The following is a 17,116-nucleotide window of genomic DNA, read 5'->3' on the forward strand; positions in this document are numbered from 1 at the left end:
GTTTACAAGAATAATATCCATTTGGCCTGCGAAGGGGCGGCATGCCGCTTCTTCGCAGGCAACGGATATCTTTGCGTTTTACCCATGGCTGTTTCAGCACATATATGGAGAATGCAAGGATGCAAATCCCGTCTCCGACAGCCGCGAAAATCGGATTTCTATCCTCGAAATAAGAGCGAAAAATGGCGCTGGGAACCCGCGAAAAAATAGTCTTGACGACTGTGAATGAAAGCGCTTATAATCAAGACAAACGATTACGTAAACGTTTTTCTTAAGGGATAATTTAGAAAAACAGAAGCTAAGGTCTAATTAAGGGGACTTGTATGGGGGTTACGTAAACGATTGCGCAAGAGTGGAAGGTGGAATGGAAAATGATGACGGCAAAGCCGGAGGTTCTTCAACAAGAGAAGGGGAGTACGAAAACAGCACAGGGCAATCGGACTTGGGTGAAAATCAAACAAAACTACGAGCTATACCTGTTTTTGCTCCCGGCGGTGCTAATCTATCTGATCTTTAAGTATTTCCCGATGTACGGCGTGCAGATCGCCTTTAAGGATTTTCGGGCGAGCAAAGGAATATGGGGCAGTGAATGGGTTGGCTTTGAACATTTTATCCGCTTTTTTGAAGCCTATAATTTTTGGCCGATTATGGAGAATACGATTTTGCTCAGCTTGTATTCGTTAATATTCGGTTTCCCCATTCCGATTATCGTCGCGCTGATGCTTAATCAGATGATGGCAAAGCGGTACAAAAAATTCGTCCAAACGGTAATCTACGCGCCGCATTTTATTTCAACGGTCGTGCTTGTGGGAATGCTGGGCGTGTTTCTATCGCCGAACAGCGGAATCGTCAACCATGTCATTACGTTTTTTGGCGGCGAGCCGATTCTCTTCTTGGCAAGCGAAGGCTGGTTCCGGCCATTGTATGTGCTCTCCGGCATTTGGCAGGAAACGGGTTTTGCGACCATTATTTATCTGGCTGCCTTGGCAGGCGTTAATCCCGAGCTGCACGAAGCGGCTGTCATGGATGGCGCTAGCAAATGGAAAAGGGTCAGGCATGTGGATATTCCGGGCATTTTGCCTACGATTATCATTCTGATGGTGCTGGCGCTCGGAAATGTGATGAGCGTAGGCTTCGAGAAAGCCTATCTGATGCAAACGGATTTGAATTACGCAGCCTCGAACATTATTCCTACCTATGTTTACGAGCTCGGTATTCAGAAGGCGCAGTACAGCTTCTCGGCCGCGATTGTCTTGTTCAATGCCATCATAAACGTAGTGCTTCTAGTAACGGTGAACCGGTTAGCCAAAAAGCTGACGGAAACAAGCTTATGGTAAGGAGGAGAAAACCATGAACACGCTGCATAAACGTAAAACGAAAGGCGATGTCGTTTTTGACATCATCAATTACACGCTTTTAACCGGCTGCATGCTGCTGATTTTGTATCCGCTTTATTTTGTTCTTATTGCTTCGTTCAGTGATCCTAACCTCATCTATTCGGGGGAAATATGGCTGCTTCCGAAAGGGCTGACGCTCGACGGCTATGAACGGATTTTTGCGGATTCGACCATCTGGATCGGATACGGCAATTCGCTGCTGTATGCGGTGGTCGGAACGGCTATCAGCGTGACCATCACCTTGATGGCCGCATATCCGTTAGCCAGAAAGGATCTGATTGGTCGGGGGCCGATTATGTGGTTCTTTATGTTCACGATGTTTTTTGGCGGCGGTCTTATCCCGACCTACCTGCTGATCAAGGATTTAAACATGATCAATACGATCTGGGCGCTCGTCGTGCCAGGCGCTGCGGGTGTATTCAATATCATCATCGTGCGGACCTTTTTCCAGAGCACGATTCCCGACGAAATGCGAGAGGCCGCTTTTATCGACGGCTGCTCGAATACAAGATTTTTTCTCAGTATGGTTCTTCCGCTATCTAAACCGATTATCGCAGTTATGGTGCTCTACCATGTCGTCGGATTCTGGAACGGTTTTTTCGATGCCATGATCTATTTGAACGAGGAATCGAAATTTCCGCTGCAGCTCGTGTTAAGGAACATTCTGGTCCAGAACCAGGTCAATTCCAACATGATGATCGACGTGGAGTCTTATGCCGCGAAGCTTAGGGTAACAGAGCTTATCAAATACGGGGTCATTATTATTGCAAGTTTGCCTTTGCTTGTCTTGTATCCATTTTTACAGCGTTATTTCGTCAAAGGGGTTATGATCGGCTCGATCAAGGGCTAAGAACGGCTAAGCCGTTATCCGCATGATTATCTCCGTGTTCCGTGCAACCGCGGATCGGACTCGGTTGATGATAAATAAATAGATACAACCACTAAGGGAGGATCACCAAAAATGAAAAAGACAGGGTCTATTGCAGTCAGCTTGCTTTTGACAACCGCCATGATGCTTTCAGCATGCTCAAGCAACGAAGGAAATAAAGAAACGAATAAAGGGAATACAGGCAACGGCAACGCTGCCGGACAGGAAGCAAGTTTCAATAAGGACGGCTTGCCTATCGTCAAGGACAAAATTACATTGCAGCTCGTTTCACCGAAAGCGGCGCTTGCACCGGAATATAATGAGATGGAAATTTTCAAGCGCCTGGAAACCGATACGAACGTACACATTGAATGGAATAACATCCCGGATACGGACTATCTGGAGAAGAAAAATCTGCTGCTTGCAAGCGGCGATCTGCCGGATGCATTTTATGCCTCGCAATTTTCTGATTTTGAACTGATTACGTACGGCGAGGACGGAACGATTATTCCTTTGGAAGACCTGATTGAACAATACGCTCCGAATCTGAAGAAGCTGCTTGAGGAAAGGCCCGATATCAAGGCTGCAATCACGGCTCCGAACGGACATATTTACGGACTTCCGACATGGGAAGAAAACGAGCTGGGGACGAACCCGTTTTTCCACGTGATCAACAAGCAGTGGCTCGACAAGCTGGGCTTGAAATTCCCGGAAACGCTTGACGAATATACGGAAGCGCTTGTCGCATTCAAGACGCAAGATCCGAACGGCAACGGCAAAGCCGACGAAATTCCGCTCAGCTTCATGCATATGCAGTGGTGTATGGACATTGCTGGCCTATTCGGAGCCTTTGGCATGCCGGATAATCTTGAACACCGCATCGTACGCGACGGAAAAGTGATTTTTACGGCTAATCAGCCGGAATACAAGGAAGCTTTGAAGTATTTTAATGAAAAATGGTATAAGCAAGGCCTGATCGATCCGGAATCCTTCACGCAGGATGCGCCGCAATATTTGGCCAAAGGCAAGACGCCTGACCCTACGCTAGGTTCCTACGTATGGTGGGAAATCGAAGAGGTTGTAGGCACGGAACAGTCCGCAAACTACGCTCTTGTGCCGCCGCTTACCGGTCCAACCGGCAAAAAGACGATCGGCAGAGGCAATGGCGGAGGCCCAGGCAGAAACGCTTTTGTCATTACGAAGGATAACGAGAACCCGGAAGTGACTATGCGTTGGATCGACCAGCAATATGAGCCTTACATGGCAGCACAAATCCACTGGGGCCCGATCGGCGTTATTTATGAGAAGGATGCAAGCGGAAAGCTTGTGAACCTCCCGCTTGAAGAAGGCGTATCCATGGGCGAATTCCGCCAAAAGGTTGCACCGAACGGCGCAGGCGTGATTACAAGCGAGCATTTCAAAACCATTGTCGATATGGAGCCGCGCGCGCAGCAGCGGAAGAAAGATTTGGAGCAATCCTACGAGCCATTTATGGAGAAAGAAAACTATCCGACGATTTTCTTCCTGCCGGAGGAGCTGGATACCATCAATCAAATCGAGCCTGAACTTATTAAATTCGTAAATACGCAGCGTGCTAAATTTATCGTAGACGGCATGAATGACAAAGACTGGGACAACTATGTGAAAACAGCCCAGGATATGGGACTTAGCAAGTTGATGGAGCTTTACCAAACCGCTCTTGACCGTTACAAAGAAGCACAAAAATAAAAATAGAGGATATGCAGGCCGGGGCGCATGCCGTTGCGGCCTGCATCCGCTTATACGCCGATAGGAGGAAATAGAATCATATGAAGACTAATTACGACAATCCACTGCGTCCGCAGTTTCATTTTACACCCGCGGCCAACTGGCTGAACGATCCGAACGGGATGGTTTATTACGAAGGGGAATACCATTTGTTTTACCAGCATCATCCGGAGAGCACGATATGGGGTCCGATGCATTGGGGCCATGCGGTCAGCAAAGATCTGGTTCACTGGGAGCATCACCCGATCGCGTTATATCCGGATCATAACGGGACCGTCTTCTCGGGAAGCGCGGTTGTCGATTGGAACGATACGAGCGGCTTTTTCGACGGGAAAGCCGGGCTCGTTGCTATATATACGCAAACGGAGACGATTCCGGATTCGGACCTGTCCAAGCAGCGGCAAAGCCTTGCTTTCAGCAAGGACAATGGGCGCACCTGGATTCCCTATGAGGGGAACCCGGTACTCATCGATAAGCGCTGCGCGGATTTCCGAGATCCGAAGGTGTTCTGGCATGAGGAAACGAATCGCTGGATTATGGTGCTTGCCGCCGGAGACCGGCTGTTCCTTTACCACTCGCCTGACTTAAAGGACTGGACGTTCGCAAGCGAATTTGGTGCGCAGGATGGTTCGCATGACGGCGTATGGGAATGTCCGGATTTATTTGCTCTGCCGGTGAAAGACGGGGGTGATTCTAGAAAGTGGGTAATGATCGTAAGCATCGGAGATTCGGAGAAGTGCCCGGAAGGCTCACGTACGCAATATTTTATCGGCGAGTTTGACGGTATTTCGTTCAAGAACGAGAATCCGGCGGAAAGCGTGCTCTGGCTTGACCATGGACGCGATAATTACGCGGGCGTGACCTGGTCGGATGCCCCTGACCTAGAGTCGAAACGGATGTTTATCGGTTGGATGAACAATTGGAAGTATGCTAATTTAATTCCGACGGATGATTGGCGCGGCGCAATGACGCTTCCGCGTATCCTATCGCTGAGACAGGATGCGGAGGGCGTACGCCTTGTCCAGACAGCCGCTGCCGAACTTGAGCAGCTTAGACTCGGCACCCAGGAATGGAACGATGAGCCGATCGAGCCGGGAAATAGCTTGCTCAGCGGTTTGACGGATGGACAGTACGAATTGGAAGCGGAATTCGAGCTGGATACGGCGGAAGAATTCGGGTTTAAAATACATGCCGGCGAGAAGCATGAGACAGTTGTCGGTTACGAAGTTACTGCCGGTAATCTGTTCATAGACCGTTCGAACTCAGGCATCATTGATTTTCATTCTGATTTCGGCTGCAGGCATGAGGCCTCGCTTAAGGCAGTGGACGGCGTCATTAAGCTCCAGCTTTGGGTAGACCGCTCTTCTGTTGAGGTGTTTGCGGATGAGGGAGGACTTGTCATAACGGATCAGCTGTTCCCGCTTGAAGGCAGTCATGGAATGGAAGTATATGCGAAGGGCGGAACAGTACAGCTTCGTACGCTGCGGATTTATCCGCTTAAATCGATTTACGCATCAAAAGCGACGGAGGCTGTTGGCCAATAAAGTCAGGCTAATCGGGAGGACGGATGATCATGAATGAGGATAAGCAGGAACAATCAACGGGGCTTGAAGCCCATTGGCCGCTGGATGAGAAGAACGGCGCCTTTGCGGCAGACCTTGTTAGCGGGCAAACGGATGTGGTGTCTTACGCGCTGCTTCAGCCAAGATTTACGGAAGCAGCGGACCCGCAGTGGCGTCCCGGCGTTTGCGGCGGCGCTCTGCTGTTTGACGGGTATTCGACGTGGATTACGCGTCCCGTGGAAAAGGCTCCTAAGCTGAGCGACGCGTTTACCGTATCCGCATGGGTCGCTCCGCGTTCTTATGAATGGGGAGTGGAAAAACGCCTCTCCGCGATCGTCAATCAGCATGATCGCGAGGCGGCGGAAGGCTATATCTTAGGCATGTATAGACACGGCTCATGGTCGCTGCAAGTCGGTATTGGCGGAAGCTGGCATGAGCTCTGGTGCCATCACAAGCCAATTGAGAAGCATACCTGGTCTCATGTTGCCGCAGCCTTCAGCAAGAGCGAAGGCGTCATGAGACTTTACCTAAACGGAGAACAGGTTGCCGAGCAAGCAACGCCTGCGGATCGGACAATGAGCCCGAGCGCCGCGGATCTGCTGATTGGAAAAAATAATCAGGCTACGGTACTTGCAGAGGCATTCCGTCACAACATGTTCGATGGTCTTATGGACGACGTACGGATTTACTCCCGGGCGTTGACCGTCGTTCAGATTGCGGCGGCTTACAAAGAGGCATTGACCCCTTATGGCGGCAGCGCGCCTTTAATTCCAGAGGCAGACATTCGGCTCGACCGAACGCCGCTCCTCAAAGACAGACATCGGCCGCAGTATCACGCAAGCCCGCCGGTTCATTGGATGAATGAGCCGCATGCGCCGATTTATTTTAACGGAAAATATCATTTGTTTTATCAGCATAATCCGCAGGGACCTTATTGGGCTCAGATTCATTGGGGCCATTGGGTGAGTGACGATATGGTTCACTGGCGAGACCTGCCGATTGCGCTTGCGCCCGAGAAGGGGGCTGTCGATCCGGACGGCGTATGGTCCGGGAGCGCGGCTTATGATGAGAACGGCATACCGGCTTTGTTCTTTACAGCTGGCGATGACAGCGCATCCCCGAACCAGCGGGTAGGACTTGCCCGCAGCCGTTTTGTTCAGGATGGCGACAGCGATCTCATATGCTGGGAGAAACATCCGAAGCCATTGATCGTGCAAGAAAAAGGACAGGGCATGTTCGGCGACTTCCGGGATCCGTACGTATGGAAGGAAGGCGGGCTGTGGTATTTGCTCATCGGCTCAGGCACGGATGGGCAAGGAGGGACGGCACTCGCGTATACGTCGGAGAATATGATTGATTGGACGTATCACGGTCCGTTTTATGTTAGTGATCCCCTGAAGTACCCTTATCTCGGCAATATGTGGGAGCTTCCGGTGCTGCTCCCGCTTGGAAAGGACGCTTCGGGAAGTGAGAAGCATGTATTGCTAATCAGCCCGCTCGGTCCAGGCGCTGACGTGGAAGTATTCTACTGGATTGGCTCATTTGACCGGAAAGAAGTGCGATTTGTTCCCGATCATGAAGAGCCGCAGCTGATTGACGTAGGTGATTTTCATTTTACCGGGCCAAGCGGAATGGTTGATCCGAGAACAGGCCGCAATGTTATTTTTACAATTGCGCAGGGTGAGAGAACGCCGCAGCTTGATTACGATTCCGGCTGGGCACATAATGCGGGACTTCCGCTTCGAATTTTTATGAGATCGGACGGGCGGCTCGGCATTGAGCCGATTGCAGAGCTGGAGTCGCTGCGCGGCGAGCAGCTTTGCGAGATTTCGGAAACGACACTGGCTGAGGCGAACCAGCTGCTTAAGCAAGTACAAGGCGATATGCTCGACATCCGAATCGAATTTGGCGTAGACGAGCCGGCGGATCAACTTGGCGTTTGGGTAAGGCAATCCCCGCTTAGGGATGAAGAGACGCTCATCTACTATGACCGGAGTAAGTCCGAGCTAGGCGTAGACCGAACGAAGACCACGCTGTCTAGCGAAGAGAGGACGAACGGCATACAGTCAGGCAAGCTAGAGCTATCGGGCGAGGCTTTGCGGCTGCATATCTATTTGGATCGATCAATGGTCGAGGTCTATGCGAATGGTCTGAAAAGCTTAACGACCAGGGTCTATCCGACCCTCGAGGATGCGCTTGGGTTGAAGCTTTTGGGTGACGGCCAACAGAAGGTAAAATCAGTAAGCGTTTGGAAGATGAAATCCATTTACTTATAACATGAGAGCTTTGTTTACGGCTGCCCTTTCAGGGCAGCCATTTAAGCGATGATCAGGCAGAGGAGATTATAAACATGCGAATAGGAGCAATCGAAGCAGGCGGCACAAAGTTTGTATGCGGAATCGGCAGCGAAAGCGGCATAATCGAGGACCGCATAAGCTTTCCAACCATGCATCCGGAGCGGGTGATGGAGCAGGTTATCGAATATTTCACAGATAAAAAGGTAGAAGCAATCGGCATCGGAACGTTTGGACCGATTGATATCGATCCGCACAGCGAGACGTATGGCTGCGTGACGACTACGCCAAAGCCTGGCTGGTCGGGCTTTCCTTTTCTTGAAACGCTGAAGCGGGAGTTTCACGTGCCGTTCGGCTGGGACACGGACGTGAATGCCGCCGCTTATGGCGAAGCGAAATGGGGGGCAGCACAGGGATTGGACAGCTGCGTGTATTTCACGATCGGAACGGGCATCGGAGTAGGCGTTTATTCGGAGGGCAGGCTTGTGCATGGCCTTGTGCATCCGGAAGGCGGACACCTGTTGCCTAGACGCCATCCGGATGACCGTTTTGCAGGCCATTGTCCTTTTCACGGCGATTGTTTGGAGGGTCTTGCGGCGGGTCCCGCTATTGAAGCGCGCTGGGGCGTCAAAGGCAACGAGTTAGGAGCGGATCACCCGGCATGGGCGATGGAGGCGTATTATCTCGGACAAGCCGTAACATCGGCCATTCTCATGCTTTCGCCGAAAATGGTTATTATGGGCGGGGGCGTGATGCAGCAGAAGCAGCTTCTGCCGATGATTCGGGCAGAGGTCAGAAGAAATTTGAACGGTTATTTGAATGCGGCTGCGCTGCAAATTGGAATGGATAATTACATCGTTGCTCCCGGACTCGGAGACAATGCCGGCTTAAGCGGTTCGCTTGCGCTTGGGTTGGCGGCTTTAGAACGTTCGACGTATTCAGTATAATATACGAGTGATACGATAGTTTGACGGATAAGGAACTGCAGGCAAATAAGCCCGCAGTTCTTTTTTATTCTAATAGAGAGAGGTTCTCGAAGAGCCGCCGGGCACATGATTTTGCGCATAATTTTAAGCTTAACGGGAAAATCTAGAAATGGTTATGTATAATTTGGAATCTCTATCTAGATTTGGTTGACTGGGGGGAAACAATGGATCTAAAAAAATTAAGCGGACTTCAACTCTTTTATATCATGATTGGATTTGAAATCGGAAACACCATCATTTTTGCGATAGGAGCCGGGGCTAAGCAGGACGCTTGGCTGGCTATTTTGACTGCCATGTTTTGCGGTCTGCTATTGATGGGAATTTATATAAAACTCTCCGCTTATTTTCCGAATGATTCCTTAGTGCAGATGCTGCCCAAAATTATTGGCAGGTTCCTTTCCTATCCCATTATCTTTATTTATATCTTGTATTTTACTTATCTTGCCAGTACGGCTTGCAGGGATTTCGGTGAACTCATCGCTTCTACGATCTTGACTGAAACGCCGTTATTGATCGTAGTGGGGAGCTTTATGGTTCTGATGATTTACAGTTTACGCGGGGGTACTGAGGTATTTGGACGGATGGGCGAAATGGTGTTTCCGGTTTACATCCTAGTGTTGGTAGCGATGTGGGTTTTAATGGCGATCAGCCTTGATCAATTCGATCTGAAACGGCTTACCCCAGTTCTTGGTGAAGGGATATTTCCAGTGTTGAATGAGGTATTTCCGTATTCCAGCCCTTCTATTTTAGTATTTCCGTTTGGCGAAACCGTTTTAATTACGATGTTTTTCCCCTTATTGAAAAAAAAAGAAAATGCGAAAAAAGTGGGAATCGCTGTCATTCTTCTTGGGGGACTTTTGCTGTCTATTAATTGCATAATTATGATTTCGGTGTTAGGCCCTAATATTTTCGAGCAGGAATATTTTCCGCTGCTTTCCGCTGCCCGGATGGTATCGATCGCAGACTTTCTTGAGCGGTTTGATTCCCTTATTATTTTGATGATGGTTGCAGGCGTTTTTTTTAAGGTTGGTGCTTGGACATTAGGTGCGTCGATTGCCATTGGGCAATTATTTAAACTAAAAAGCAACAAAACCATACTGCTTATTCTCGGGGTAATCATTGCCCCTTTTGCTGTCATACATGCACCGAATTTCGTTAAATTCTTGGAAATAGGGAGAACATTTATAGATCCCTATTTACATGTTCCGTTACAAATCGTAATCCCATTTTTACTGCTGAGCATCGCATTTGTGCGTAAAAAATTTCAAACCTAGTTTTTTTTATGGAGGCGGTTTTCTAAGTGAAAAAAACGAATCAGGAATGGGATTTCCTTAGCGGTGTTCTTCAAGAGGATTTTCAGAAGGTAAAGGACAAATTTGAGCGCTCCTCAGATTTCTCTTATCGGGAATTTGAAATAAAGGATACCCATAAAGCCGTAATATTCTATTTGGAAGGCCTTATCAATTTGGATCGCATTGATATGAATATACTAACTCCGTTGTTAGGCTGCAGCGGGAGTATTTCTCAAAGTCCAATGAATTTAGTGGATATTGAAAAAAAGATATTATCTGCGTCAATCATTAACAGAGAATCGTTGCAGGAAGTTATCGGTCATGTTTTGAGCGGGGGGACGGTCTTGCTCGTCGACGGCGCAAAGCAAGCTTTGCTCATTAGTGAAAAATTATGGGAAAAAAGACAGATCGAAGAGCCGGCAACCGAAGTAGTCATCTATGGTCCCCGGGAAGGATTTACGGAGGATATACACACAAATATAAGCTTGGTTCGCAGACGCTTAAAAACAGCCCAATTAAAAATGGAAAGCATAAAGCTCGGTGAGCTTTCGCAAACCGAAATTATTATCACCTACCTGGATGGAATCGTGGATCATTCCATACTCAAGGAAGTTCGGAGCAGATTGGATCGGATAGCTATCGATGCCATAGAAGACAGCGGATATATTATCGAATTAATTGGGGATAATCCATACTCTGTTTTTCCTCAGGTTCTGCAGACGGAGCGGCCTGACCGGCTGGTTGGAAATATACTGGAAGGCAGAATAGGCATTATGGTCGATAATACCCCATTTGCCCTAATCGTGCCTATTACCTTTTTTCAGCTTATGAATTCGACCGAAGATTATTATGAGCATTTTATATTGGCTTCGACCATACGCTGCTTGCGTTACTTCTTTATATTCGTAGCTCTGCTGTTCCCTTCCATTTATATTGCGGTCGTTTCGTTCCATCAGGAGCTGCTGCCGACAAACCTGTTGTTTAGCGTCGCATCCGCAAGGGAGTACGTACCTTTTCCCGTATTTATTGCGGCTCTATTGATGGAAATATCATTCGAAGCATTAAGGGAAGCCGGACTGAGACTGCCGCGCGCAATCGGCGGAACAATCAGCATTGTCGGTGCGTTAGTAATCGGACAAGCGGCCGTGCAGGCAGGAATTGTCGGGGCACCCTTAGTTATCGTGGTATCGATTACCGGCATCGCATCTTTTATGTTCCCAAGCTACAGTCTGACAGGCGCGATCCGCTTACTTCGTTTTCCGATGATGTTTCTTGCTGCGTTCCTAGGATTGTACGGCATATTGCTCGGTGTTTTTCTTATTCTAAGCCATCTCGTCCGCCTCCAGTCCTTTGGCGTCCCCTATTTGTCGCCTTTGGCTCCTTTCAGATTCAGTGATCTAAAGGATGTATTTGTTCGCGTACCATGGTGGGCGATGAAGAAACGGCCGAGCGACACCGGGAAAAGCAATCCGATCCGAATGGGGAAATGGCTGCGGCCGCAGCCTCAAAAGCGAAAAAAATAGACGGACAGGATAGGGGATGCTGTGCCCAGTGAGCTCGCTAAAAAACGTATTACTGTCGCTAATCGTCATTCTATGTCTCACAGGCTGCTGGAATCGAGTGGAAGTGAATGACATTGCTGTCGTTACCGCGATGGGAGTAGATAAAATAGACGGAAATAGGATTCGTTTATCGCTTCAAATCGGGATACCGGCAACATTTGGATCAGGATCAGCCGGGAATTTGAATGGCAATGTGAGAAGTACATTTAGCGTTTCAGAGACTGGCGTAACGTTATCCGATGCTTATCGGAAAATACAAGAGAAGCTATCGAGGCGAATCTTCCTTTCACATAGCCGAGTCCTATTCATTGGAGAAAAATCAGCTAAGGACGGCGTTTCGTATATCATTGATTTTTTTGCGCGATATCAAGAGCCGCGAATTAACGCTTTAATTGTATTTACAAATGGAGAAGCCTCCGAATTTTTGAAAAATAAACCATTATTAGAGAAGGTTCCTTCCGAAGAAACGAGAGAGATCATGAAACAAGGCATAGGCCTCAAGGTCTCCATCAAAGATTTTTGGGACATGCTCATTTCGGATGGAATAGAGCCGGTAGCTCCAAGATTCAAATTAGTACCGTTAGATTCAAGAATAGATTCGGGCCAAGAAAGCGATGCCGCTCAAAAAATACAGGCAATATCAGGAGCCGCTGTATTCAAGAAAGACAAATTGGTCGGCTGGATGAATGCTTCCGAAGCCCGGGGGATATTACACCTTCGTAACGAGCTGGATCTGGGTGTAATCACAGTCAACATTCCCAAAGAAAAGGGAGGCGGCAAGGTAAGTGTTAAATATTTAAAAGTGGATACGGACTTCAAACCCTATTTCCAAGAAGGCGAACTAAAAATGGAAGTGAAATCCCGCTCTGATGTAAGCGTGCTGGAAAATGCCTCCCCAATTAATCTTGCGAAATCGGAAGAGCTGGAGTTTATAGAGACCAAACTGGAAGAGAGTATTAAGAAGAGAATGGAGCAGACCTTAAATAAAGCACAAAAGCAATTTCGTTCGGACATATTCGGATTCGGAAGAACCGTTTACCAATCTTATCCGAGACAATGGAATAGCATCTATAAAAAGAAATGGGACACGGTATTTCCAGAATTAGAAGTGACCATTAAAGCTAAAGTAAGCATTAAGAGGATCGGTCTCAGCAAAGAAACAAAGTAGTCGATTTGCGAAATGTCATTTGTTGACTATTGATGGACTCCGGGATCAGTAGAGGTAAGGCATGCTCTCTCCCTGTAGCGCAATGGAGTGATGCCTGTTTCTCGCTTGAACATACTGCAAAACTGCGCATCCGTAGAGAATCCGCATTCCATTGCGATAACTGAGACCTGCATTTGTGTGTGTCGCAGCATCACTTTGGCATGCTCGATTCTTCGCTCCAAAATATATTGGATAGGAGAAGCTCCGACCTTGTTTTTAAATAAATGGCGAAAACGGTCATAGCTGTAACCCGATTGGTCAGCCAACGCGTGGAAGTCAATTTTGTGCATATAATATTCGTTTATAATTGTTTGGGCGTATTGAATGACATCCGTACGGTATTCGATTACCTGTGTAGGATGAGCTCTTAACAGCTCTAAATATAAGTTAGACGCCAGGTTATCCAGCATTTGTTTATGGAAGGGTTTCTTGTCGCGAAGCTCATCCGCGATAGCGTGCATCAGCTTGCCCATGGGCAGGCTGGAAGTCTCACGGTAGATTCCTTCTACCAAGGGAGGGTAAACGTTGCCGGCGAAACCGCAAAACATGACCTTGGACTGCAATTCATGCCGTTCTTCATGTACGGTGCAGGGGGCGATAATCGCGTAATCCCCCGCTTTGAAGGAATAATCCATTTTTCCGATTCGGGTATTCCCTTGCCCGCTGACGTAATAGACCAGCTCGTAGCATGGATGGTGATGAGGCGCAATCCATTCATTTTTCATGCGTGTAGCTTGATATAAGAAATCAAACGAAGCTGCCATCAAACGCATCTCCCATCAAGTTAGCCAATTCGTGATAAACAATAACCGAATAAGGCTACTGTAATGATTAAATTATTTATAAAATGAATTCATTATAGCATCGCTTGAAAGCCAATTCATTATATTGACGGAGGATGTTGTTATGGACGTGAATTTTCCGGTGTTATCAGCGGAAGAGCTGGTCCGCAAGCTGGAGGCTCCAAAGGGAAAAGTCAGAATAGTGCTGGATACCGATACTTTTAATGAAATTGATGATCAATTCGCTGTGATCTATGCGCTGCTTTCACCGGAGAAGATCGAGCTTCAAGCGCTTTATGCGGCGCCGTTCTTTAACGAGCTGTCGAAGGGGCCGAAGGATGGCATGGAAAAAAGCTATCATGAAATCATTCGCATCCTAAATCTCATGAGCAGAGAGGATATTCATGTCTATCGCGGATCTGAATCCTATTTGCCTGAAGCACATACTCCTGTTGGCAGCGAGGCTGCTCGAAATTTGGTAGAGCGGGCTATGGCGAGCGATCCGGGCGATCCGCTGTATGTCGTAGCCATCGGAGCAATTACGAATATCGCAAGCGCGATGCTCATGGAACCGAGAATAATCGAGCGAATCGTCGTCGTTTGGCTGGGCGGCCACTCACTGGAATGGGCGGATACGCGGGAGTTTAATTTGGCGCAGGATATTCACGCCTCGAGGGTGCTGCTGGACTCCGGTGTGCCTTTGGTGCTTATTCCATGCATGGGGGTTGCCTCGAATCTGCGTACGACATTATCCGAAGTTCGGGATTATGTGAAGCCTGCCGGCGCGATCGGCGAGTACCTTTACGAGACTTATAAAAACTGCAAGGAGGATCATTTTGCTTATTCCCGGGTTATCTGGGATATCTCGGTCATAGCCTGGCTCAATCAGCCGGACTATGTTCCCTCCCGGCTTACGCAAAGTCCGAGACTAGCGGCTGATTTCCGCTGGAGCATCGATTCCTCCCGGCATTTAATACGCTGCGCAAGCTATATTGACCGTGACGCCGTTTTCTATGATTTGTTCTCCAAGCTGGCAAAGAGCTAAGAAGAGATTTAGCAGTAAGTTTCAAACTAAAAAAGCGATACTCGGCCATTACGCTGAGCATCGCTTTTTTAGTTTGGGTATTTATGAAGCGTCTGTGCGGTTGGAAGGTGCTAACTGCTTTGGAGCCGACGAAGAAGCTCTTTCGACAAGCTCAGTATCAACCGTAACTTTCGTTTTGATTGGATCATTAAAGGCGATCGCGTTTATTAGCAAATCAACGGCTAGATGGGCCATTCGTTCTTTCGCTACATGAACGGTAGTCAGCTCAGGGGTGATGATTCTGGACTCTGAGATATTATCGAATCCAACGACCGAAACATCCTCCGGAATACGGTATCCAAGCTCGCCAAGCGTTTTGATTGCGCTGATCGCGATATAATCGCATTCACAGAAAAAGGCGGACGGCAGTGATCCTCCTGCTTTAAGATACTCCGTAAGCTGTTTCTTTAACGCTTCCTGCGAAGAAAGAATGGTTGGCGCTACCGAGAAGATGCAGCTTTCGTCAACGCGGAGGCCGTTTTCATGCAGAGCGGCGTCAAAGCCCCGTTTACGTTCGTCGAAATTGTGAATGCGCACATTGGAAGAGATATAACCTATGCTTTGGTGGCCGCTGCGGCATAGATGTGACCCCGCTTGATAGGCTCCCATCACATTATTGATCCCGACAAAATGAACAGGCAGCGTGTCAAAGCAGTTATCCATTACGACGAGCGGCACCAAAATATCCTTACTGATTTGGGAGATCTGGCCTTGATTCAAATTCGTTCCGAGCAAAATGACGCCGTCGCTTCGTTTTTCTTCGGCCAATGCCTTAATCTTCTCCTCGTAATTCTCATGCTCAACTGAGGCATAAATAAGGGAAAAACCGTTTTGGCCGCAGCGATCTTCAATATGGTGTATAAGCTCGCGGAAAAAAGGCTGTTCATAATATTGCTCCAATACGATGCCCGAGTTAGCAAAGGCAAGGAACGTTAAGGACTTTAGCGCCGGTTCGGGTAAAGCTGTTTTTGTTTTCGCTGCGTAGCCGTTTTCCTCGGCAATTTGCAGGATGCGTGCGCGGGTATCCGCGCTGATGCCTGGTTTTCCGTTCATCGCAAGCGAGACAGCGGCTTTCGATACGCCTGCGAGCTGTGCTATGTCGTCCATTTTCATGGCTATATCCCCAATCGATTATCAGTTGTTTAGTATGTTTAGTTTAATAAAAATAAACGAATTAAGCAATGGGGAGACTCGGTTTTTATGTAAAGTTTAGTTTTAAATAAGTTAAAAAGACTAAACGTTTATTAAAAATATGGACGACTTATGAATCTTCGCTAGGTTTTATAGATATTGCGCATATAGGAGGAGGGAGATTCGCCGAGCACCTTCTTAAATACGCGGCTAAAATAGTAGGGATTGCGGTAACCGAGCCGCTCGCTGATCTCAGAAACGTTTAGGGAACTATTTCTCATCCATTCAATAGCTTTACCCATTCGCAAACGTGCATGTGCTTCAACGATCGTTTGTCCGGTCTGTTCCTTGAACGCGGAAGAGAGATAGCTATAGTTGAGCTTCATGTAGCTTGCAATGCTGGCTGAATCAAAATCCTCCTCGCTGCGCTGCATTAAAAAAGTCATCACTCGCCCGGCAATGGTGTCTGCTTTGCCTGTTTGCCGATCTTTCTCCTGCTGATTCATTTGCTTCTGCAAATCGAGAAACAACTGGCATACTCGCAGACTCAGCTGCATCATACCGTGATTTGCGGGAATGAAGTAATCTGCCGCCAACGCTTGTAGACGCGCTTCTAATACGGAATGGAACGGTGATGTTCCGTGTTTTGGCATCGGGATTAGGTAGTGATAGTGATCCGGCTGATAATAATCGATTTCCGGCAGCGGAGGGTGCTCACGATACGCAATATTTTCGGCAATCGGTGTGCTGAAGTGAATCCAATACCAGGTTGTTCCCGGAACGGATAAGGGGAGCCCCCAGTGATGCATTCCTTTTTTCAAAAATAAATGTTCATTCTCTCTAACAAAATACTCTGTTCCTTCCTCAATGACCTGCATGCACCCGTGGACGACAAAGAGAAAAACGTCATAGTTAGCCGTGCGATCGGGGTGAGCATAAAGGGAGTCGGTGCGGCTCATTCCGATATCTCTAACTAGCGGTATGCGATCCGCGCTCAAATATAGGCTGCATTCCAAAATGATTCCCTCCCAAATCAATAATTTATCGGCAGGCGTTAACGATTTAACTCAACTTTCGCAGCTTAAATTAGGCAGATAGCCCTTGATGTAGCTGGGTAAACTGGCCATCCATTGTTGGAGTTGCGTTTGGATGAGTGCTGCGATCTTCTTATTGGCTTTCTTGGT

Annotated in this window: 13 protein-coding genes; 10 read left to right on the top strand and 3 right to left on the bottom strand. The window is 47.9% G+C overall.

What is annotated here, in order from left to right:
• The first annotated feature begins 374 nt into the window (after positions 1 to 374).
• The 9 genes from RCO25_RS22400 to RCO25_RS22440 all read left to right on the top strand — a co-directional run bounded on the left by RCO25_RS22400 (position 375) and on the right by RCO25_RS22440 (position 12,896).
• Positions 375 to 1,337: an ABC transporter permease gene (locus RCO25_RS22400; RefSeq protein WP_374992148.1), complete on the top strand. Its 963-nt coding sequence runs from the start codon at positions 375 to 377 to the stop codon at positions 1,335 to 1,337.
• A gap of 13 nt (positions 1,338 to 1,350) precedes the next feature.
• Complete coding sequence (locus tag RCO25_RS22405) at positions 1,351 to 2,247, top strand: carbohydrate ABC transporter permease (protein ID WP_308998345.1); 897 nt, start codon at positions 1,351 to 1,353, stop codon at positions 2,245 to 2,247.
• 111 nt (positions 2,248 to 2,358) lie between these two features.
• Positions 2,359 to 3,993, top strand: coding sequence for an ABC transporter substrate-binding protein (locus tag RCO25_RS22410; RefSeq protein ID WP_308998346.1), 1,635 nt, complete (start codon positions 2,359 to 2,361; stop codon positions 3,991 to 3,993).
• 80 nt (positions 3,994 to 4,073) lie between these two features.
• Positions 4,074 to 5,576, top strand: a complete 1,503-nt coding sequence (locus RCO25_RS22415) for a glycoside hydrolase family 32 protein (protein ID WP_308998347.1) — start codon at positions 4,074 to 4,076, stop codon at positions 5,574 to 5,576.
• Positions 5,577 to 5,605: 29 nt separating this feature from the next.
• The gene (locus RCO25_RS22420) at positions 5,606 to 7,870 is read left to right on the top strand and encodes a GH32 C-terminal domain-containing protein (RefSeq protein WP_308998348.1); all 2,265 of its coding nucleotides are present in this window, start codon (positions 5,606 to 5,608) and stop codon (positions 7,868 to 7,870) included.
• 74 nt (positions 7,871 to 7,944) lie between these two features.
• On the top strand, positions 7,945 to 8,835 hold the full coding sequence (locus tag RCO25_RS22425; RefSeq protein WP_308998349.1) for an ROK family protein: 891 nt from the start codon (positions 7,945 to 7,947) through the stop codon (positions 8,833 to 8,835).
• Positions 8,836 to 9,038: 203 nt separating this feature from the next.
• Positions 9,039 to 10,148 carry a GerAB/ArcD/ProY family transporter gene (locus RCO25_RS22430; RefSeq protein ID WP_308998350.1) on the top strand — a complete coding sequence of 370 codons (1,110 nt, stop codon included), beginning with the start codon at positions 9,039 to 9,041 and terminating at the stop codon, positions 10,146 to 10,148.
• Positions 10,149 to 10,174: 26 nt separating this feature from the next.
• The gene (locus RCO25_RS22435) at positions 10,175 to 11,689 is read left to right on the top strand and encodes a spore germination protein (protein WP_308998351.1); all 1,515 of its coding nucleotides are present in this window, start codon (positions 10,175 to 10,177) and stop codon (positions 11,687 to 11,689) included.
• A 28-nt stretch (positions 11,690 to 11,717) separates the two neighbouring features.
• Positions 11,718 to 12,896, top strand: coding sequence for a Ger(x)C family spore germination protein (locus tag RCO25_RS22440; RefSeq protein ID WP_308998352.1), 1,179 nt, complete (start codon positions 11,718 to 11,720; stop codon positions 12,894 to 12,896).
• A gap of 26 nt (positions 12,897 to 12,922) precedes the next feature.
• Here RCO25_RS22440 and RCO25_RS22445 read toward each other — a convergent pair whose 3' ends face one another.
• Positions 12,923 to 13,699, bottom strand: coding sequence for a helix-turn-helix transcriptional regulator (locus RCO25_RS22445; RefSeq protein WP_308998353.1), 777 nt, complete (start codon positions 13,697 to 13,699; stop codon positions 12,923 to 12,925).
• Between the two features lie 142 nt (positions 13,700 to 13,841).
• Between RCO25_RS22445 and RCO25_RS22450 the strand changes: the two genes are divergently transcribed.
• Entirely contained in the window at positions 13,842 to 14,762 is a 921-nt protein-coding gene (locus RCO25_RS22450) for a nucleoside hydrolase (RefSeq protein ID WP_308998354.1), read from the top strand.
• Between the two features lie 81 nt (positions 14,763 to 14,843).
• Here the strand turns inward: RCO25_RS22450 and RCO25_RS22455 are convergent, their stop codons facing one another.
• A complete protein-coding gene (locus tag RCO25_RS22455; RefSeq protein ID WP_308998355.1) occupies positions 14,844 to 15,914 on the bottom strand; it encodes a LacI family DNA-binding transcriptional regulator in 1,071 nt (356 codons plus the stop codon).
• Positions 15,915 to 16,075: 161 nt separating this feature from the next.
• A complete protein-coding gene (locus RCO25_RS22460; RefSeq protein WP_308998356.1) occupies positions 16,076 to 16,948 on the bottom strand; it encodes a helix-turn-helix domain-containing protein in 873 nt (290 codons plus the stop codon).
• Positions 16,949 to 17,116 lie beyond the last annotated feature (168 nt).

This window comes from Paenibacillus sp. LHD-38 (genome assembly GCF_031157315.1).
GTDB lineage: Bacteria > Bacillota > Bacilli > Paenibacillales > Paenibacillaceae > Pristimantibacillus.

Bases quoted from the DNA above. Each gene is read 5' to 3' on its own strand.
- RCO25_RS22445 (WP_308998353.1), bottom strand. From the start codon at position 13,699: ATGGCAGCTTCGTTTGATTTCTTATATCAAGCTACACGCATGAAAAAT.
- RCO25_RS22425 (WP_308998349.1), top strand. From the start codon at position 7,945: ATGCGAATAGGAGCAATCGAAGCAGGCGGCACAAAGTTTGTATGCGGA.
- RCO25_RS22420 (WP_308998348.1), top strand. From the start codon at position 5,606: ATGAATGAGGATAAGCAGGAACAATCAACGGGGCTTGAAGCCCATTGG.
- RCO25_RS22400 (WP_374992148.1), top strand. From the start codon at position 375: ATGACGGCAAAGCCGGAGGTTCTTCAACAAGAGAAGGGGAGTACGAAA.
- RCO25_RS22455 (WP_308998355.1), bottom strand. From the start codon at position 15,914: ATGAAAATGGACGACATAGCACAGCTCGCAGGCGTATCGAAAGCCGCT.
- RCO25_RS22450 (WP_308998354.1), top strand. From the start codon at position 13,842: ATGGACGTGAATTTTCCGGTGTTATCAGCGGAAGAGCTGGTCCGCAAG.
- RCO25_RS22415 (WP_308998347.1), top strand. From the start codon at position 4,074: ATGAAGACTAATTACGACAATCCACTGCGTCCGCAGTTTCATTTTACA.
- RCO25_RS22430 (WP_308998350.1), top strand. From the start codon at position 9,039: ATGGATCTAAAAAAATTAAGCGGACTTCAACTCTTTTATATCATGATT.
- RCO25_RS22410 (WP_308998346.1), top strand. From the start codon at position 2,359: ATGAAAAAGACAGGGTCTATTGCAGTCAGCTTGCTTTTGACAACCGCC.
- RCO25_RS22405 (WP_308998345.1), top strand. From the start codon at position 1,351: ATGAACACGCTGCATAAACGTAAAACGAAAGGCGATGTCGTTTTTGAC.